A 17,898-nucleotide genomic window follows, 5' to 3' on the forward strand; every position below is an offset into this window, starting at 1 on the left:
CGCGATGTCGACCTCCACCACCTCGATCCCGGATCCCACCACCCGCTACCGCCGCACCGGCCAGCGCGGCCTGAACGCCGAGATGCTCTCGTGGATGTTCATGCGCGGCTCGGGCGCGCTGCTCGTGATCCTCGTCTTCGGTCATCTCTTCGTGAACCTGTGGCTCGGCGACGGCGTCAAGGGCATCGACTTCGCCTTCGTCGGCGGCAAGTGGGCCTCCCCCTTCTGGCAGGTCTGGGACCTGCTGATGCTCTGGCTCGGCCTCATCCACGGCGGCAACGGCGTGCGCACGATCATCAACGACTACGCCCGCGGCGACCGCACGCGCATGGTCCTCAAGGCGCTGCTGTACTTCGCGGTGGTCGTCACGATCGTGCTGGGCACGCTGGTGATCTTCACCTTCGACCCCTGCCCCGTCGGCGCCGAGCCGAGCCTGCTGCCCTCCTTCTGCGAGGGCTGACGCCCCGGGGCGGCCGGCGATCCGGCCGCCCCTCCCCTTCTCCCCAGCACTTCACGGTCTTCCCGGAACGGAGCAGTCACCCGACATGCAGACCCATAACTACGACGTGGTGATCATCGGCGCCGGCGGCGCCGGGATGCGCGCCGCGCTGGAATCCTCCAAGCGCGCCCGCACCGCGGTGGTCACCAAGCTCTATCCCACGCGCTCCCACACCGGCGCGGCGCAGGGCGGCATGTGCGCGGCCCTGGCCAACGTCGAGGAGGACAACTGGGAGTGGCACACCTACGACACCGTCAAGGGCGGTGACTACCTGGTGGACCAGGACGCCGCCGAGGTCATGGCCAAGGAGGCCATCGATGCGGTGCTCGACCTGGAGAAGATGGGCCTGCCCTTCAACCGCACCCCCGAGGGACGGATCGACCAGCGCCGCTTCGGCGGCCACACCCGCGAGCACGGCGAGGCGCCGGTGCGCCGCTCCTGCTACGCCGCGGACCGCACCGGCCACATGATCCTGCAGACCCTCTACCAGAACTGCGTGAAGCAGCAGGTGGAGTTCTTCAACGAGTACTACGTCCTGGACGTGCTCATGACCGGCGATCCCCGCACCGACGAGGGCGTGCGCGCCGCGGGCGTGGTCACCTACGAGCTCGCCACCGGCGAGATCCACGTCTTCCGCGCGAAGTCGATCATCTTCGCCTCGGGCGGCTTCGGGAAGATCTTCAAGACCACCTCGAACGCGCACACCCTCACCGGCGACGGTCCCGCGATGGCCTTCCGCCGCGGCATCCCGCTGGAGGACATGGAGTTCTTCCAGTTCCACCCGACGGGCCTGGCGGGTCTGGGCATCCTCCTGTCGGAGGCCGCCCGCGGCGAGGGCGGCATCCTGCGCAACAGCGAGATGGAGCGCTTCATGGAGCGCTACGCCCCGACGCTGAAGGACCTCGCCCCGCGCGACGTCGTCGCCCGGGCGATGGCGAACGAGGTGCGCGAGGGCCGCGGTGCCGGCCCGAAGAAGGACTACGTCTACCTCGACCTCACCCATCTCGAACCCGCGCACATCGACGCGAAGCTGCCCGACATCACCGAGTTCGCCCGCACCTACCTGGGCGTGGAGCCGTACACGGATCCGATCCCGGTGTTCCCCACCGCGCACTACGGCATGGGCGGCATCCCCACGAACATCCGCGGCGAGGTCCTCGCCAACGCGACCGACGTGATCCCCGGGATGTACGCCGCCGGGGAGACCGCGTGCGTGTCCGTGCACGGCGGCAACCGCCTGGGCACCAACTCCCTGCTGGACATCAACGTGTTCGGGCGCCGCGCCGGCATCGCCGCCGCGGAGCACGCCGCGGAGGTCGACCTGCCCGACCTCCCCGAGGGCGTGGAGACCCCCACCGTCGAGCTGCTCGAGCGCCTGCGCGACCGGCCCGCGACCGAGGACCGCATCGCGAACATCCGCACCGACCTGCAGGAGCTCATGGACGCGAACGTCCAGGTGTTCCGCACCGAGGAGACCTGCCGGACGGCGCTGGCCGGGATCACGGACCTCAAGAAGCGGTACGAGACGGTCGCGATCCAGGACAAGGGCCGCCGCTACAACCTCGACCTGATGGAGGCCGTCGAGCTCGGCTTCCTGCTGGATCTCGCCGAGATCGTGGCGCTCGGCGCGCTGCACCGCAAGGAGTCCCGCGGCGGTCACTTCCGCGAGGACTTCGACACGCGCGACGACGCCAACTTCCTCGAGCACACCATGGCCTACCGCACCCTGCCGGGTGAGGAGGGCGCCGAGGGCACCCCGATCCGTCTGGGCACCAAGCCCGTCGTGATCACCCGCTACGAGCCGAAGGAGCGCACGTTCTGATGACTGCCGTCGCCGAGAAGCCCCAGGCCGATGCCGGGGAGATCCCCTCGTTCGAGGTGACGATGCGCATCGCGCGCTTCACCCCGGAGGACGACAAGGGCGTCCACTGGGAGGACTTCACCGTCACCATGCATGGCACCGACCGCGTGCTCGATGCGCTGCACGAGATCAAGTGGCACATCGACGGGTCGCTGACCTTCCGCCGCTCGTGCGCGCACGGCGTGTGCGGCTCGGACGCGATGCGGATCAACGGCCGCAACCGACTGGCCTGCAAGACCCTGCTCAAGGATCTCGACATCTCCAAGCCCATCACCGTCGAGCCCATCAAGGGCCTGCCGGTCGAGAAGGACCTGATCGTCGACATGGAGCCGTTCTTCGACTCCTACCGCGAGGTCATGCCATTCCTGGTCGCCGGCGGTCAGGAGCCGAGCCGCGAGCGGCTGCAGTCGGCGGAGCAGCGCGAGCGCTTCGACGACACGACCAAGTGCATCCTCTGCGCGGCCTGCACCTCCTCCTGCCCCGTGTTCTGGACCGACGGGCAGTACTTCGGCCCCGCCGCGATCGTGAACGCGCACCGCTTCATCTTCGACTCGCGCGATGATGCGGGCGAGCAGCGGCTGGAGATCCTGAACTCCAAGGAGGGCGTGTGGCGCTGCCGCACCACCTTCAACTGCACCGAGGCGTGCCCGCGCGGCATCCAGGTGACCAAGGCGATCGCCGAGGTGAAGCAGGCCGTGATCCGCGGCCGGGTCTGAGCCGGCGGGCCGACGCCGCCGCACCCGGCGCGTCGACACCTCGGCCGCCCGCGCCGGCCGCCCGCAGCGGCCCCCGTGAGGAAATGTCCCCCTGCGACTCATGATCGGCTCGACATGAGTCGCAGGGGGACATTTCTGCGCGCCGGGCCGCCCGGGACGCGCCCATCAGCCCGTCGCCGGCTGCTCAGGCGGCAGCGTCGGCGAGCACCTCTCGCAGTCGGTCGGCGAAGGCGGCCGGGTCCCCGGGATCGGCGGGGTTCTGCCGGGTGAAGCCGCCGTGGTCACCGGGGAAGTCCACCGCCTCCTGGCCGAGCAGCGCGGCAAGAGCACGGGCGGTGCGGGCGGTGAGCGCCTGTCCGGTCCGCTCGCCGACGGCGATCACGATCGTGGCCGAGGAGGCGCGGAGCGTGTCGAGGTCCGGCGCGTATCCCGTGACCGGAGCGCTCGCCCCGGACAGCAGCGGGTCGTCCCGGGAGCCGTCGTCCTGGACGGGCAGGCCGAACCGGGCCGGGTCCGGCGAGGGCTGGGCGAGATACCCGTCGGTGAACTCCCCCTGCCACGACGTCATGTGGAGGAACGCCGCCAGGCCGGCGCCCCAGCCCCGCTCCTGGTAGGCGCGGGTGACGGCGGCGTTCGCCTCCGCGGCCGTCTCGGCGTCCGGCAGCACGCCGAGCACGGGAGGTTCGTGCGCGACCAGCACGTGCACGTCGTCCGGATGCGCGGTCACCAGCGCGAGGCCCGCGACCGCGCCGCCGCTGCTGGCGAACACGTCGACCGGCGCGCCGAGCTCGCCGATCAGCGCGTGGAGGTCCTCCGCCTGGATCCGCGGATCGTGGAGGTCGCTGCCGTCGCTGCGGGTGCTCTCCCCCAGCCCGCGCGGGTCGTAGGTCACCACGGTCCGTCCCGGCAACTCGGCGGCGAGCTCGGCGAAGCCCTCGGAGGTCATCGGCTGGCCGATCATCAGCAGGACGGGATTGCCGTCCGCGGGAGGCAGCGGACCGTGCAGCTGGTGGACGATCTCGGCGTCGGGAAGGGTCAGCGTGCGGCGCTCGGCCATGGTCGCTCCTCCGGGGTCTCCGTCCCGTGGGCCCGGGGCGGACTGCGCCCCACCGTAGGGCACGGAACGACCGAAGGGAACCGCCGCGAAGCGACGGTACGAGACGTCCCGAGCCCGCGGCGCAGGTCCGCTGAATGAGGCTCAGGCGTAGGTGACCACCAGCGGGGCGTGGTCGGACCAGCGGGTGTCATAGCTGGGGGCGCGGTCGACCTGTGCGTCCGTCGCCCGCTCGCCGAGCTCGGGCGTGGTCAGCTGGTAGTCGATGCGCCAGCCGGCGTCGTTGTCGAAGGCCTTGCCGCGCTGGGACCACCAGGTGTACGGGCCGGGGACGTCGCCGGCGAGGCGCCGCTGCACGTCCACCCAGTCGCCCTCGACGAGCAGACGGTCGAGATAGGCGCGCTCCTCGGGCAGGAAGCCGGCGGACTTCAGGTTGCCCTTCCAGTTCTTGATGTCGTTGTTGGCGTGGGCGATGTTCAGGTCCCCGGTGAGGACCACGTGGCGGCCGTCGGCGCGCAGCGCGGCCAGGCGCTCCATGGCCACGTCGAGGAAGGCGTACTTGTCGGTCATGGTCTGCGGCTTCTCGGTGTTGCCCGAGTGCATGTAGCAGGAGATGACCGTGAGGTCCTTGCCGTCGCCGAGCGGGTCCTCGAGGTCGGCCTCGAGCCAGCGCCCGGTGTGGGTGGGCTCGGTGAGACCGGGCAGGCCGCGGCGCACGCCCTCGAGGTCGATCCGCTCGAGCGAGGTGCGGGCGGCGATTGCGACGCCGTTGCGGCCCTTGAGCTCGGAGGCCTGGCCGACGATCGTCCACCCCTCCCCCACGAGGTCGGCGAGCAGCTCGTCGGGTGCGCGGACCTCCTGCAGGGTGATGACGTCGGCCGCGGTCTGCGCGAGCCAGTCGGCCATGCCCTTGCGGGCGGCGGCCCGCAGGCCGTTGACGTTGACGGTGGCGAGGGTGAAAGTCATGCGCCCCAGTATGTCAGCGGCCTGCGACGCCCGAGGACGTCGCACCCCGGGCTCAGAGCTCGAGCCCTGCGGCGTGCTCGGCAGCCTCGACGACGTTGCTGACCAGCAGCGCACGGGTCATCGGGCCGACGCCGCCGGGGTTGGGGCTGATCCAGGAGGCGACCTCCGCGACGGCCGGGTCCACGTCGCCCACGAGCTTCGCCTTCCCGCCGGCGGGGTCCTCCTGCCGGGAGACGCCGACGTCCAGCACGATCGCGCCGGGCTTGACGTCCTCGGGACGCACCAGGTGGGCGACGCCCGCGGCGGCGACGATCACGTCGGCGCGGCGCAGGTGGGCGGGCAGGTCCACGGTGCCCGTGTGGGTGAGGGTGACCGTCGCGTTGATGCTGCGTCGGGTCATGAGCGCGCCGATGGACCGGCCGACGGTCACGCCGCGCCCGATGACGACGACGTCCTTGCCCTTGAGGTCCAGATCGTGCCGCGTGAGCAGCTCGATCACGGCGCGGGGGGTGCAGGGCAGCGGCGTGTGGATCGGGGCGTAGGCGTTCAGCACCAGGCGGCCCAGGTTCGTGGGGTGCAGGCCGTCGGCGTCCTTCGCTGGGTCGATGCGCTCGAGGATCGCGTCGGTGTCGATCTGCTCCGGCAGCGGGAGCTGGACGATGTATCCGGTGCAGGCCGGATCGGCGTTGAGCTCGTCGACGACCGCCTCGACGTCCTCCTGCGTGGCATCGGCCGGCAGATGCTTCTGGATCGAGTTCAGCCCGATCTGCTCGCTGTCGCGGTGCTTGCCGCGCACATAGGCGGCGCTGCCGGGATCATCGCCCACCAGCACGGTCGCCAGCCCCGGGCGGGGGTGACCCGCCTCGACGAGACGAGCCACGCGCTCGGCCAGCTCCTCCTTGATGGTCTTCGCGGTGGCCTTGCCGTCGAGGATCTGGGCCGTCATGACGCTCTCCTTGGGTGAGGGGTCGGTGGTGCGGGCGGCAGGCGGGGTCCGACGCGCTGCGCGCCGGACCCCGCCCGATGGTCAGTGCTGCTGCAGCTCGGCGTACAGCGGCGTCTTCTCGGCGAGCTTCGCGGTGCGTGCGCGGAGGCTCTCGACGTCGGCGCCGCCGGTGAGGGCCAGCGCGATCACGTCGGCGACCTCGGTGAACTCCGCCGCGCCGAAGCCGCGGGTGGCGAGCGCCGGGGTGCCGATGCGCAGCCCCGAGGTGACCCGCGGCGGGCGCGGGTCGTTGGGGACGGCGTTGCGGTTCACGGTGATGCCGACTTCGTGCAGGCGGTCCTCCGCCTGCTGGCCGTCGAGCTCGGAGTCGACGAGGTCCACGAGCACGAGGTGCACGTCGGTGCCGCCGGAGATGACCTTGACGCCCGCGGCCTTCGCGTCCTCGGCCTGGAGGCGGTCCGCGAGGATCTGCGCGCCCTCGAGGGTGCGGGCCTGGCGGTCCTTGAACTCGTCGGACGCGGCGATCTTCAGCGCGACGGCCTTCGCAGCGACGACGTGCATGAGCGGGCCGCCCTGCTGGCCGGGGAACACGGCCGAGTCGATCTTCTTCGCCCACTCCTCCTTGCACAGGATCATGCCGGAGCGGGGGCCGCCGATGGTCTTGTGGATCGTGGTGGAGACGACGTCGGCGTAGGGGACGGGGCTGGGGTGCAGGCCCGCAGCGACGAGGCCCGCGAAGTGGGCCATGTCCACCCACAGGGCGGCGCCGACCTCGTCGGCGATCTCGCGGAAGCGGGGGAAGTCGAGCTGGCGGGTGTAGGCGGACCAGCCGGCGACGATGACCTTGGGCTGCTCGGCGACCGCGAGCTCGTGCACCTTGTCCATGTCGATCAGGCCCGTGCCCGGCTCGGTCTCGTACGCGACGATGTCGTAGAGACGGCCGGAGAAGTTGATCTTCATGCCGTGGGTGAGGTGGCCGCCGTGGGCGAGCGAGAGGCCCATGAGCTTGTCGCCGGGGCGGGCCAGGGCGTGCATGACCGCAGCGTTCGCGGTGGCGCCCGAGTGGGGCTGGACGTTCGCGTGCTCGGCGCCGAACAGGGCCTTGGCGCGGTCGATCGCGATCTGCTCGGCGACGTCGACCTCCTCGCAGCCGCCGTAGTAGCGCTTGCCCGGGTAGCCCTCGGCGTACTTGTTCGTGAGCACGGATCCCTGCACCTGCAGCACGGAGCGCGGCACGAAGTTCTCCGAGGCGATCATCTCGAGCGTGCCCTGCTGTCGGGCCAGCTCGCGATCGAGCACCTGGGCGATCTCGGGATCGATGTCGGCGACAGACTGGTCGAGGACGTTCACGGGGCCTCCTGGGACGGGGTGAGGGGGCGGCGAGCAGCCGTCACGCCATCCTAGAACGCCGAGCACCCGCGGTCGTCCCGACGCTCACTCCTCGGCCGACGGGAGTGCGGGCCGGCCTCGAGGAACGGCCGGCGGGCTCGCCGCCGCGCTCAGAGGTCGAGGCCGAGGCGCACCGGCTCGGGCTCGAGACGGATCCCGAAGCGCTCCAGCACCCGCGACCGGACGTCGTGGGCGAGGGCGACGAGATCCTCGCTGCTGGCGCCGCCGCGATTGGTGAGCGCGAGGGAGTGCTTGGTGGAGACGGAGGCCCGCTCCCCCACCGCGTGGCCGCGCTCGATGCCGGAGTGGCTGATGAGCCAGGCGGCGCTGGTCTTGACCCGGCCCTCGCCCGCCTCGTAGCGCGGGGCCTGCTCGGGCAGGGCGTCGGCCGCCTCGCGGTCCAGGATCGGGTTGGTGAAGAACGAGCCCGCGCTCCAGGTGTCATGGTCATCGGGGTCCAGGACCATGCCCTTGGCGCCGCGGACCCGCAGCACCGCCTCGCGCACGCGGCTCATCGGCACCCGGTCCCCGACCTCGACGCCGAGCTCGGCGGCGAGCTGGGCGTAGCGGATCGGGGCCGAGAGCGAGCCGATCGTGTGCTGGAAGGTCACCGACAGCACCACGTAGCGGCCGGTCGCCGAGGGGACCGGGCCGCTGTAGCGGGTGCGCTTGAAGACGCTGTCGCGATAGGTGAAGCCGCAGTCGGCGGCGAAGAAGGTGCGCACGGCCCGCTTCTCGCGGTCCCACGTGCGCACCCGGGAGATCGTCGCGGCGACCTCCTGGCCGTAGGCGCCGACGTTCTGGATCGGGGTCGCGCCGACGGTGCCGGGGATCCCCGAGAGGGCCTCGATCCCGACCATCTCGCGGGCGATCGCGTAGCGCACCGCACGGTCCCAGTTCACCCCCGCGAAGTACTCGACGATCGCGCCGCCGCAGGTCGGGTCCAGCGGGGTCAGGTCCGCGGGGTCCACGGGTATCCCGTCGGGCTCCCCCGAGGCGCCGACCTCGCAGGTCGCGTCCAGCAGCGGCGGCTCCTCGGGATCGCGCAGCAGCACGACGGTCCCCTCGAAGGGCTCGTCGGAGGCGACGAGGTTCGAGCCGCCGCCGAGGACGAGCAGCGGCTCGCCGGCCTCGTCGGCGGCGGAGACGGCCTCGATGACCTCCTCGGCGGTGCGGGCCTCGACGAGCTTCCGGATCTCGCCGCCGATGCGGAGGGTGGTGAGCTCGGAGAGCCTCATGCCCGGTCCTGCCCGTCGGCGCCCTGAGCGGTGCGGGGCAGGGCGAGGGTGGCGCGGGCCCGGCCCAGTACCTTCGCGCCGTCCACCTCGGCGGTGAGGTCCACGCGGGCGGTGCCGGCCGCGGCGTCGATCGCGCCGACGGTCGCGACGACCTCGAGGGTGACCTCGCCGGTGGGGGGCACCGGCACCATCCCGGTGAAGCGGGTGGAGTAGGCGGTGACGAGGGTCGGGTCGCCGACGGCCTCGAGCAGCCCGGTGATCGCGGTGCCCATGGTGAGCATGCCGTGGGCGATGACGCCGGGGAGGCCGGCGCCCTCGGCGACCGCGTCGTTGTAGTGGATGGGGTTGAAGTCGCCGGAGGCCCCGGCGTAGCGCACGAGGGTGTCGCGGTCGAGGGTGTGGGTGGTGCGGGCGAGCACGTCGCCGACGGCGAGCGCGGCGAGGTCGATCGTCCCGGCGGGGGCGGTGGGGCTGCTGGTCATCTCTGCTCCTGGGGATGCGGTGGCGGCGTGGGCGTCGGCTCCGAGGGGCCGGGGCCGCTGGCGGGCGGCGGGGTGCGGCGGCGCTCAGTCGCCGCGGACGACGAGCATGCTGCGCACGGCGGCGACCTCCGCGCCGTCCTCGTCGGCGAGGTCGACGCGCGTGGTCACCATCGCGTGCCCGCCGGCGGCGCGGACGGACTCGACGGTGAGGGTCGGCACGAGCCGGTCCCCGGCGACGACGGGCCGGTGGAGGGTGAAGGACTCCTCGCCGTGGACCACGCGGGAGAAGTCGATCCCGGCGGCGGGGTCCTCGACGTACTGCGCCTCGGTGGCCTGGGCGAGAGAGACCAGGAAGGTGGGCGGCGCCACGACGCCGGCGTGCCCGGCCGCGCGGGCGGCCTCGGGGTCGGTGTGCAGCGGGGAGGGCGCGCCGGTGGCACGGGCGAACTCGGCGATCTTCGCGGCCGAGACGGTGTGCACGGGGCCGGACGGGTAGGTGCGGCTGGCGAAGGCGGGATCGGGGGTGGTGGTCACTGTGTCTCCCGAGGTCGGGTCGGCCCGGGGCCGACGGATGCGGACCCACCGATCATCTCACCGCGATGCCGCGCCTGCGGGAGGCCGGACCGTCCACGGCACCGCCGCCGGACATGACGAAGGCCACCCAGCGGTGCCGGGTGGCCTTCGTGGACGCTGCGGAGCGCCCGCTCAGCGGGTCTCGCGGTGCGCCGTCTGCTTGCCGCAGGTCGGGCAGAACTTCGAGAGCTCGAGCCGATCCGGGGTGTTGCGACGGTTCTTCTTGGTGATGTAGTTGCGCGCCTTGCAGTCGACACACGCCATGGTGATCTTGGGACGCACGTCAGAGCTCTTGCTCGCCACGGTTCGCCTCTTTCGTCCGGGTGGCGCACCCGGCGGCGCGCCTCGTGGGTCCCCGTACTCGGGGGATGTGGATTCTGCACTCCGGTGGGGACCGGCGTGGTACCGAGGGCGGGGATCGAACCCGCGACCTCACGATTATGAGTCGTGCGCTCTAACCGTCTGAGCTACCCCGGCGTGACCGATGAAACGGCCCGATCTCGAATGAGACCGGGCCGCCGCATCCATCAGAGCCCTGAAAGGGAATCGAACCCTTGACCTTCTCCTTACCATGGAGACGCTCTGCCGACTGAGCTATCAGGGCAACCCGGTGAACCTTACCCGTCTCCTTGCCCGGAGGCAATTCGGGGGCGGGCCCCGGTGCTTCGGATCACAGGATCCTCCGCGTGGCAGATGAGGGATTCGAACCCCCGTAGGCAATGCCAGCTGATTTACAGTCAGCTCCCTTTGGCCGCTCGGGTAATCTGCCGCGACCCTCTCCCGTCGCCCGCCGGACCCGAGTCCCACGGCCGCCGGAAGCGGACTCGGAACAGCATAGCGGGCCTGCGGCCTGGGCGCGAACCCAGAGAGGGCTTCCGGCGCATGAGAGGCGTCACAGCCCGGCGCGGCCATGCGACCATGCAGGGCAGACCCACCCGTTCGACGTGACCGCGGCCCGTGCACGGCGCCGCCCCGAGGAGGATCCGATGGCCGATTCATCGTTCGACATCGTCAGCAAGCTCGACCGCCAGGAGGTCGACAACGCCGTGAACCAGGCTGTGAGGGAGGTCGGCCAGCGCTACGACTTCCGGGGCACCGGCGCGTCGATCACGCTGGGCGGCGACGAGATCGTCATGACCGCCAACGCCGAGGAGCGCGTGCTCGCGGTGCTGGACGTGCTGCAGTCCAAGCTGATCCGTCGCGGCATCTCGCTGAAGTCCCTGGACGTGGGCGAGCCCAAGCAGTCCGGGAAGGAGACCCGCCTGGTCGCCGCTCTGAAGGAGGGCATCGCCACGGATGAGGCGAAGAAGATCTCGAAGATCATCCGCGACGAGGGCCCCAAGGGCGTGAAGGCGCAGATCCAGGGCGACGAGCTGCGGGTCTCCTCGAAGAGCCGCGACGATCTGCAGGCGGTGATCGCGCTGCTCAAGGGCAAGGACCTCGAGGTCGCGCTGCAGTTCATCAACTACCGCTGAGGCCCGACAGCCCCTCCGCCCCGCGCCCTCGTTCCCGGTCCTCGGGAGCGGGGGCGCGGGCCGGCCGGTCGCGGGGCGCGGCCGACCGGCGACGCGCCGAGGCCCCGCCCCCTGCGACAGGGGACGGGGCCTCGGCGGCGACGAGCCGTCAGCTCACTGCTGGTTCGAGGTGGCGTCCTGCTCCTCGGCGTGCGTGGTCAGCTCCTCGCCCTTGGCGCGGAACGCCTCCAGCAGATCGTTCACCGGGCCGTTGACGAACGCGTTCCAGTCCTCGCGGTAGCCCTCGTAGTCCGGGCCCACCCACTCGACCGAGTTCACCAGATTCGTCAGCGGGTCGATCACCTCGAGGATGTGCTCCCCGGCCTGGGTGACCGCCTGCGCGACCTCGCGCCCCTCCTCCGGATTCATACCCTTGAAAGCCATCACAAACCCCTTTCGCCCCGTTCACGGAGCTGAAGAACTACAGAAGAAAAACGAAAATCCGAGACGCCCCCGACCGGTCAGGCCGAAGCGTCCTCCTGCTGGCCGGCGTTGGCCTCCGCGCGGTTCTGGAAGTCCGTCAGCTGGTCCACGACCGAGCTCACGAGCGGCCCGAGCGTCGAGTCGAACTCCGACACGTAGCGGTCCCGGTCCTCACCGGTCCAGTCGAACTCGGTCACGCGCCCCTGCACCGTGGTGTAGGCCGTCCGGACCTCTTCGCCGGACGTGCCGATCTGCGTACCCATCTGACGCACGGCCACCGGGTTCATGCCCTTCTTCATCTTGTCCTCCAACTCATCGAGTACACCGGATCCCCACCCACCGGGCCGGATCCTCGCAGCGCCTTCGGCCACGACCACGATCCCTGTCCCCCAGGTGATGGCACCACCCTAGGACCACCCACCACCCCCAGGCGATGGGGACAACTCCCCATGCTCCTCCCCATCCCTCGAATAAGGTATCTACGCAGGTCACACGCCATCCAGCGGTCCTCGAGCATTGTGGACAGAGTCGTCCTCCCCGGCGCGCGGCGCGGGGGAGGCAGCTCTCCGGGCCCGGCGCACAGTCGTAGACGGCGAAGACGCCGACCCCGAAGGGCCGGCGCGCTCGTGCGATGCCGGGGAGCTGCGGGGTCAGTCCAGGTGCACGCGCAGGGAGTCCTGCATCGTGCGCACCGTCTCGATCTCCTCGTCGGCGTTCTCCGCGCCGCAGCTGCCCACGATCTCGAGCACATCGGTGGCGACCCCTCCGCGGTCCAGGACCGCATAGCGCGCGGCCTGCACGACGGTGGGACGGCCGGGCTGGGTGTAGCCGTACTCGCTGGCGATCCAGGTGCGCCCCTCGAGCTCGATCTCTCCGGTGCCGAGCTCCTCGAGCTCGGGCAGGGAGGCCTTGCGCTGGTCGAGCCCGGCGCGGGCCGCCTCGAGGGTGAACTCGGGACCGAAGCGCTGCACGGTCACGACGACGTTGGCGCGGAAGCGGCCCTCGATGCGCGGCTGGGCGACGGCCAGCTGCACGCCGGGAACCGTCAGCGGCTCCCAGCCCTCCGGCACCTCGAGGCGTATCCGAGGCGGTCCGGGGAAGTCCGCGCTCGGGTACTCGATGCTCTTCACGATGCTGTGCTCCGTTCATCCCCCGGCACTGACGGCGACCAAGATACCAGGCACGGGAAAGGCCCGAGCGGTCCACCGCCCGGGCCTCCTGCCACCCCTGCCGCCGCTCCCCCGCACGGTCGCACTCCCCGCTCAGCGCGCGGAGGTCGCCTCCTGCTCGGCCGCGTTGCGGTCCGCGGTGTCGCCGAGCTCGTTCACGGCGGTCATGATCTGCTGGAGGGCGGGGACCATCTCCCCCGCCCACTGAGCGCGGAACCGGTCGGCGTCGGGCCCGGTCCAGTCGACGTCCTCGAGCCCGCGCGTGAGCTCCTGCTCGATCCGCGTGATCTCCTCGGCCGCGTCGCGCAGCTGGCCGGACATCCGCTTGACCTCTTCGACGTTCATACCCTTGACGGCGTTCACGATCAGGGGTCCCCTTCCTGTTCACCGGCTCCTGCGCCCCCTGCGGTGCACCGGGCCTCCTCCGTGCTCGACACCGGTCACTCTAGGACGATCGCCGAGGACCGACCATGGGGAGGAGTCCCCATGTGGACAACCTCCGCTGCGGCCCGCTCGTCGGCCGCTGCGCGACGCGCCCCCGCACGGCGACGCGTCCGCTCCGACGACCCGGCTCAGCCGGTCGTGATCTGCGCGACCTGTAGCTTCATCGCCCGGCCGCCGTGGACGAGGAAGCCGCGGCCGGCCGGGAAGTCGGCGCGACGGATCCTCCCCAGCCCGGTGCCGAGCAGCGAGTCGCCGTCCATCTCCCCGGGCTGCAGCAGCAGGCCGCGGCGCCCGGCCTTGAAGGGCTGGGCGAGGACATAGGCCTGCGACCAGGAGGCGGACTCGTTCTCGCCCACCACGAACTGCCCCTCCCGGGTGCTGGCGCGGATGAGCTTGTCCAGGTCGTTCTCGACGCCGGTGCCGGTGAAGTCGGCGACCCCGTCGATGAACAGCGCCAGACGCCCCTCGCCCACGGTGCCGGACTCGACGGTCCGGCGCAGCTGACCGGCCAGCTCCCGCACGGTCTCCGGATCGGAGGCCTCCACGTCCCACACCGGCAGCCCGGTCAGCGGGGTGCGGCGGGAGGAGAAGCGGACCAGGCGCATGGGGCTGTCCATCGCCTTGAGCCCGGTGGCGATGGTGAGCATCGCGGTGGTGCGGCCGGAGCCCATCGGCCCGGTGACCATGAAGGCGCCGCGCGGCTCGTAGGTGATCTCGGCAAGGGTCTCGTCGGCCACGCCCAGCACCGGACGTCCGCTGACGACCGGGCGCAGCGCCGCGAACTCCACCCGCTCGGGCAGGCGCTCGATCGCGGGCGCCTCGGGCACGCCCGCGCGACGCATCGCCTGGGCGAGCTTGGCCACCTCGCGGGACTGGATCGCGACGTTCGAGTCGCCGCCGTGCACCGCGATCTGCACCTCGTGCCCGTCGAGGATGGAGCGCCCCGGGGGCGAGCTGCCGTCCAGCACGTCCTTGGGCTCGCCGAAGGAGGCGTAGTCGTCGGGGCTGGCCATGCGGTGGATGAGCCGGCGCTGGATGGAGGACCCGAGCGAGGTGGGGATCGCGTTGGGGCGGTCGCCGGTGACGATCACGTGCACACCCACCTGGCGTCCGTCGGTCGCGATCTGGACGAAGGCGGTGAACCACTTCGAGAGGTTCGAGTAGTCGTAGGCCTCGCGGAAGGCGGCCATGCCGTCGACCAGCAGGAGGATGCGCGGGGTGTCCGGCTTCCCGGCGAGCTCCCGGTATTCGGCGACCGACCCGGCCCGCTGCCGGGCGAACTCGCGGGCCCGCTCGTCGATCAGCTCGCGCAGGGTGCGCAGCAGGCGGATCACCCGCTCCTCGTCGTCCCCGGTCACGATCGAGCCGACGTGCGGGAGCTCCTCGAGCATCGTCAGGCCCGAGGCGCCGAAGTCCAGCCCGTACACGTGCACGGGCCCGCCGCGCACGGTGGAGGCGGCGGAGATCGCGAGGGTGCGCAGGGTCGTGGACTTGCCCGAGCCGCCGGTGCCGTAGATCGCCATGTTCCCGTCGCGGTCGGGATAGTAGGAGATCGTCGGCTGGGACTGGTCCTCGGGGACGTCCATGACGCCCAGCAGCAGCTCCTCGTCGGTGCGGCGCGTGGGCAGGCGGGAGAGGTCGTAGGCGTCGGCCAGCTCCGAGAGCCAGGGCTTGCGCGGCTCGGGCACCCCGGCCCGTTCGGCGGCCGCCTTCACGGTCGCGACCACCCGGGCGATGTCGTTGGGGCCGGGGTCGGCGACCTCCTTGGTCGGCGGGGAGGGGATGTCCCACTGCTCGCCGGTGCCGAAGTCCTTCTCGACGATGTCGATGCGGGCCCGCTCGGGCTCGTCGGTGGTCCAGCCCCCCGCGTAGCCGGTCTGGAAGGTCGCGATGCGGCCCGGCCCGGTCTTCGCCGCGGCGCGGCCGGGGATGCCCGGGTCGAAGTGCGCGGCCATCTTGTCGCCGAGGATGTCCTTGGAGTCGGCCTCGTCGGCCATGCGCAGGGCGATGCGGAGGTTCGTGTTGGCGCGCAGGTTGTCCTTGATGACGCCCGCGGGGCGCTGGGTCGCGAGGATCAGGTGCAGTCCCAGGGAGCGGCCCCGGGCGGCGACGTCCACGACCCCGTCGACGAACTCGGGGATCTCCTTCGCGAGCGCCGCGAACTCGTCGACGATGATGATCAGGCTCGGCGGCGCCTCGGGGTCCCCGGTGCGCTCGAGGGAGACGAGGTCCTTGGCCTTCTTCCGGTTCAGCAGGTGCTCGCGGTGGTGCAGCTCTGCGCGCAGGGACGTCAGAGCCCGGCGCACCAGGTGCTGGGAGAGGTCGGTGACCAGGCCGACGGTGTGGGGCAGGTCCACGGCGTCGGCGAAGGCGGCGCCGCCCTTGTAGTCGACGAACAGGAAGGTGACCCGGTCGGGGCTGTGCGCGGTGGCCATGCCCATCACCCAGGCCTGCAGGAACTCGGACTTGCCGGCGCCGGTGGTGCCGCCGACGAGGGCGTGCGGGCCGTTGGTGCGCAGATCGAGGTGGAAGGCGTCCTGGCCGTTGTGGCCGATCAGGCCGCGCAGGTTCGCGTCGTGCTTGCGGCGCTGCGGCTCGGAGCCGTCGCGCGGGGTGAGGGAGTTGTTCTCCTTCCACCGCTCGATGATGTGGTCGGGGTCCTCGGCCATCGCCATCCCGCCGAGCGTGAGATAGGAGATGGCGCGCGGCAGATCGGAGTCGTCGTCCACCGGCACGCCCGCGTCGACCACGGGCGAGAGATGGCGGGCCACGCCCGAGGCGACCTCGACGGAGACCGTCTCGACGGTGACGGGGTAGAACCGGTCCCCCACCCGCACGTGCCCGGCGTTCGCTCCCTCGATCGCCTCCTCGACGGAGACGAAGGTGCGGCAGGCGGCGGGCAGCGCCGCGATGTCGGCGGCGCACCAGATGACGTGCACGCCGACGTCCGGGCCGCGCTCGGCGATGCGGACCAGGCGCGCCCGGTCCACGGGGGCGTCGTCCTCGACGACCACCACGAGGTTCGGGGTGACCGGCTCCGGCGGGAGAGGCGGCTCCTGCGTGATGTCGTCGGTCATGGGGGTGCGCAGCTGCGGGGGCGCGTCTCCGGCGCGCTGCTCGATGAGCTCCTCGATGCGGGAGAGGAGCGAGGTGCCGCGGCCGGGGGTGTCGGCGAGATGGTCGCCGGGCAGCGGGGAGTGCGGGCTCGAGGTGTGCGGCAGCCACTTCAGCCACTGCCAGATGTCGCGGCTGGAGCGGGAGGTGATCGCGGCGAGCGCCACCTCCGCCGGGGAATGCAGGGCGATGAGCTGGGTGACGATGCCGCGGGCGACCCCATCGGCCTCCTCGCCGCCGCCGGCGACGCCGAGGTTGCCCGCATGCCGCAGCTCCGCGACCACCGGCACGCCGGCGATCATCCTGTACTCCTCGTGCATGTCGTCGAGCATGTCGTAGTACTTCGGGATCGCATCGTTCTCGCCGGGCATCTCGATGCCGACGCGGGACTCCGCGATCCCGAGGCCCAGGCGCACCGTGCCGAAGCCGCTGTGCTCGGGGCGGTGGGTCCACAGCAGGCGCCCGAGCCGGAAGGCGGCGTCGACGGTGTCGGCGGCCGACGGCGCCTCGACCAGGCGCACCGCCCGTTCGAGATCCTGCGCGGCGGTGACCCGGCGCTTGAGGGAGGCGAGCCCCTCCTCGAAGTTCACGATCTGCCGCTCGAGCATCTTCTTCTGCTGGAACTTGCGGTTCAGATATCCGGCGGTCGCCATCATCGGCATCATGAACACGAACATGAGCGAGAACGGGCTGCGGGTCATCGAGAACATGAATCCGCCCATGAGCAGCGGCGCGAACATCATGAAGATCGGGAAGAACTGCGGGCTGGGCTCCTTCGGCGGGGTGGGCGCCTTCAGGGGCCGGTAGGGGAAGCGGGGCACCACGCGCGGGGAGCGGTTGAACTCGACCACCGGGGAGCTGGGGGCGGTCCCGCCCAGGCGGTGCAGGAGGATCACCGAGAACGTGGTCCCGCCGATCAGCACCGTGTCCGCGGGGCCGATCATGGCGCGCTGGACCTGCTCGCCGCCCATCACCACGCCGTTGGCGGAGTGGAGGTCCACGATCTCGATCGTGTCGCCGACGTTGATCCGGGCGTGCCTCCTGGAGAGCATCGGGTCGGCGATGCGGATGTCGAGATCGCCCTCGCGCCCGATGACGCTGGAGCCGGAGGGCAGAGGATACTCGCGGCCCGCCTCGGGACCGGAGAGCACGCGCATCAGCGCGACCGCCGCGCCGCGGGACTCGGAGCGGGTGGCGTACTCGCTCGAGGAGCGGGCGATGGAGACGACGCTGCCGGAGCGCAGCCCCGCCTGGATCAGGTCGATCCCCCGGTCCAGGGAGCGCACCCCGTTCGCGCCCGGCCCGGCGCCCGGATCCTGCACCTGGAGGGTCAGCCCCTCGGGCGGCTCGACCTCGCCGCGCAGCGGATCGGCGAGGTACAGAGCGTTCGCGACGTCGGCGACGGTCGCCGTCGCATCCGCGGTCACCTCCAGGTCCGTCATCCGGTCCTCGGGCCGGCGCAGCGTGAGCTTGATGCGCATCGTCTCTCCTCCCCCGCGAGGGGTCGGGA

The 17,898-nt window shown here is 71.6% G+C and carries 17 protein-coding genes and 3 tRNA genes; 4 read left to right on the forward strand and 16 right to left on the reverse strand.

Features of this window, described 5'->3' with window-relative positions:
- The first annotated feature begins 4 nt into the window (after positions 1–4).
- The 3 genes from D1648_RS12015 (at position 5) to D1648_RS12025 (ending at position 3,076) form a co-directional block, all read left to right on the forward strand.
- Positions 5–460: a succinate dehydrogenase hydrophobic membrane anchor subunit gene (locus D1648_RS12015; protein ID WP_122942225.1), complete on the forward strand. Its 456-nt coding sequence runs from the start codon at positions 5–7 to the stop codon at positions 458–460.
- A gap of 85 nt (positions 461–545) precedes the next feature.
- Positions 546–2,321 (forward strand): succinate dehydrogenase flavoprotein subunit, encoded by a 1,776-nt coding sequence (gene sdhA / locus D1648_RS12020; protein ID WP_122942150.1) that lies wholly within the window; start codon positions 546–548, stop codon positions 2,319–2,321.
- Positions 2,321–3,076: a succinate dehydrogenase iron-sulfur subunit gene (locus D1648_RS12025; protein ID WP_122942153.1), complete on the forward strand. Its 756-nt coding sequence runs from the start codon at positions 2,321–2,323 to the stop codon at positions 3,074–3,076. Before sdhA ends, D1648_RS12025 begins: the two co-directional genes overlap by 1 nt.
- Positions 3,077–3,260: 184 nt before the next feature.
- Here D1648_RS12025 and D1648_RS12030 read toward each other — a convergent pair whose 3' ends face one another.
- The 11 genes from D1648_RS12030 to D1648_RS12080 all read right to left on the reverse strand — a co-directional run bounded on the left by D1648_RS12030 (position 3,261) and on the right by D1648_RS12080 (position 10,493).
- Positions 3,261–4,133 carry an alpha/beta fold hydrolase gene (locus D1648_RS12030; RefSeq protein WP_122942155.1) on the reverse strand — a complete coding sequence of 291 codons (873 nt, stop codon included), beginning with the start codon at positions 4,131–4,133 and terminating at the stop codon, positions 3,261–3,263.
- Positions 4,134–4,274: 141 nt separating this feature from the next.
- Positions 4,275–5,096: an exodeoxyribonuclease III gene (locus tag D1648_RS12035; protein ID WP_122942157.1), complete on the reverse strand. Its 822-nt coding sequence runs from the start codon at positions 5,094–5,096 to the stop codon at positions 4,275–4,277.
- Positions 5,097–5,148: 52 nt separating this feature from the next.
- Positions 5,149–6,042, reverse strand: coding sequence for a bifunctional methylenetetrahydrofolate dehydrogenase/methenyltetrahydrofolate cyclohydrolase (locus tag D1648_RS12040; RefSeq protein ID WP_122942159.1), 894 nt, complete (start codon positions 6,040–6,042; stop codon positions 5,149–5,151).
- 81 nt (positions 6,043–6,123) lie between these two features.
- Positions 6,124–7,392, reverse strand: coding sequence for a serine hydroxymethyltransferase (gene glyA, locus D1648_RS12045; protein ID WP_122942162.1), 1,269 nt, complete (start codon positions 7,390–7,392; stop codon positions 6,124–6,126).
- A 149-nt stretch (positions 7,393–7,541) separates the two neighbouring features.
- Complete coding sequence (locus D1648_RS12050; RefSeq protein WP_122942165.1) at positions 7,542–8,669, reverse strand: UDP-N-acetylmuramate dehydrogenase; 1,128 nt, start codon at positions 8,667–8,669, stop codon at positions 7,542–7,544.
- Positions 8,666–9,151 (reverse strand): MaoC/PaaZ C-terminal domain-containing protein, encoded by a 486-nt coding sequence (locus tag D1648_RS12055; protein ID WP_122942167.1) that lies wholly within the window; start codon positions 9,149–9,151, stop codon positions 8,666–8,668. Before D1648_RS12055 ends, D1648_RS12050 begins: the two co-directional genes overlap by 4 nt.
- A gap of 84 nt (positions 9,152–9,235) precedes the next feature.
- Entirely contained in the window at positions 9,236–9,685 is a 450-nt protein-coding gene (locus tag D1648_RS12060) for a MaoC family dehydratase N-terminal domain-containing protein (protein ID WP_122942169.1), read from the reverse strand.
- Positions 9,686–9,856: 171 nt separating this feature from the next.
- On the reverse strand, positions 9,857–10,027 hold the full coding sequence (gene rpmG, locus D1648_RS12065) for a 50S ribosomal protein L33 (RefSeq protein WP_029360274.1): 171 nt from the start codon (positions 10,025–10,027) through the stop codon (positions 9,857–9,859).
- Between the two features lie 97 nt (positions 10,028–10,124).
- Positions 10,125–10,201 (reverse strand) — tRNA-Met (locus tag D1648_RS12070).
- Between the two features lie 54 nt (positions 10,202–10,255).
- Positions 10,256–10,328: transfer RNA gene (locus D1648_RS12075), tRNA-Thr, on the reverse strand.
- 83 nt (positions 10,329–10,411) lie between these two features.
- Positions 10,412–10,493, reverse strand: a tRNA-Tyr gene (locus tag D1648_RS12080).
- Positions 10,494–10,710: 217 nt separating this feature from the next.
- Between D1648_RS12080 and D1648_RS17910 the strand changes: the two genes are divergently transcribed.
- A complete protein-coding gene (locus D1648_RS17910) occupies positions 10,711–11,199 on the forward strand; it encodes a YajQ family cyclic di-GMP-binding protein (protein WP_164518702.1) in 489 nt (162 codons plus the stop codon).
- Positions 11,200–11,352: 153 nt separating this feature from the next.
- Here D1648_RS17910 and D1648_RS12085 read toward each other — a convergent pair whose 3' ends face one another.
- The 5 genes from D1648_RS12085 to D1648_RS12105 all read right to left on the reverse strand — a co-directional run bounded on the left by D1648_RS12085 (position 11,353) and on the right by D1648_RS12105 (position 17,869).
- Complete coding sequence (locus D1648_RS12085) at positions 11,353–11,622, reverse strand: WXG100 family type VII secretion target (RefSeq protein ID WP_122942172.1); 270 nt, start codon at positions 11,620–11,622, stop codon at positions 11,353–11,355.
- 77 nt (positions 11,623–11,699) lie between these two features.
- On the reverse strand, positions 11,700–11,960 hold the full coding sequence (locus tag D1648_RS12090) for a hypothetical protein (protein WP_241155478.1): 261 nt from the start codon (positions 11,958–11,960) through the stop codon (positions 11,700–11,702).
- Between the two features lie 351 nt (positions 11,961–12,311).
- Positions 12,312–12,791, reverse strand: a complete 480-nt coding sequence (locus D1648_RS12095; RefSeq protein WP_241155479.1) for a hypothetical protein — start codon at positions 12,789–12,791, stop codon at positions 12,312–12,314.
- Positions 12,792–12,923: 132 nt separating this feature from the next.
- Entirely contained in the window at positions 12,924–13,193 is a 270-nt protein-coding gene (locus tag D1648_RS12100) for a WXG100 family type VII secretion target (RefSeq protein ID WP_122942176.1), read from the reverse strand.
- A gap of 209 nt (positions 13,194–13,402) precedes the next feature.
- The gene (locus tag D1648_RS12105) at positions 13,403–17,869 is read right to left on the reverse strand and encodes an FtsK/SpoIIIE domain-containing protein (RefSeq protein ID WP_122942178.1); all 4,467 of its coding nucleotides are present in this window, start codon (positions 17,867–17,869) and stop codon (positions 13,403–13,405) included.
- Positions 17,870–17,898 lie beyond the last annotated feature (29 nt).

The organism is Brachybacterium sp. EE-P12 (assembly GCF_003711805.1).
GTDB lineage: Bacteria > Actinomycetota > Actinomycetes > Actinomycetales > Dermabacteraceae > Brachybacterium.

What these genes read in the sequence shown, in the direction of transcription:
- D1648_RS12040 (WP_122942159.1), bottom strand. Translation starts at nt 6,042, where the DNA reads ATGACGGCCCAGATCCTCGACGGCAAGGCCACCGCGAAGACCATCAAG.
- D1648_RS12015 (WP_122942225.1), top strand. Translation starts at nt 5, where the DNA reads ATGTCGACCTCCACCACCTCGATCCCGGATCCCACCACCCGCTACCGC.
- D1648_RS12035 (WP_122942157.1), bottom strand. Translation starts at nt 5,096, where the DNA reads ATGACTTTCACCCTCGCCACCGTCAACGTCAACGGCCTGCGGGCCGCC.
- D1648_RS12085 (WP_122942172.1), bottom strand. Translation starts at nt 11,622, where the DNA reads ATGGCTTTCAAGGGTATGAATCCGGAGGAGGGGCGCGAGGTCGCGCAG.
- D1648_RS12105 (WP_122942178.1), bottom strand. Translation starts at nt 17,869, where the DNA reads ATGCGCATCAAGCTCACGCTGCGCCGGCCCGAGGACCGGATGACGGAC.
- D1648_RS12030 (WP_122942155.1), bottom strand. Translation starts at nt 4,133, where the DNA reads ATGGCCGAGCGCCGCACGCTGACCCTTCCCGACGCCGAGATCGTCCAC.
- D1648_RS17910 (WP_164518702.1), top strand. Translation starts at nt 10,711, where the DNA reads ATGGCCGATTCATCGTTCGACATCGTCAGCAAGCTCGACCGCCAGGAG.
- D1648_RS12025 (WP_122942153.1), top strand. Translation starts at nt 2,321, where the DNA reads ATGACTGCCGTCGCCGAGAAGCCCCAGGCCGATGCCGGGGAGATCCCC.
- sdhA (WP_122942150.1), top strand. Translation starts at nt 546, where the DNA reads ATGCAGACCCATAACTACGACGTGGTGATCATCGGCGCCGGCGGCGCC.
- D1648_RS12050 (WP_122942165.1), bottom strand. Translation starts at nt 8,669, where the DNA reads ATGAGGCTCTCCGAGCTCACCACCCTCCGCATCGGCGGCGAGATCCGG.
- D1648_RS12055 (WP_122942167.1), bottom strand. Translation starts at nt 9,151, where the DNA reads ATGACCAGCAGCCCCACCGCCCCCGCCGGGACGATCGACCTCGCCGCG.
- D1648_RS12090 (WP_241155478.1), bottom strand. Translation starts at nt 11,960, where the DNA reads ATGAAGAAGGGCATGAACCCGGTGGCCGTGCGTCAGATGGGTACGCAG.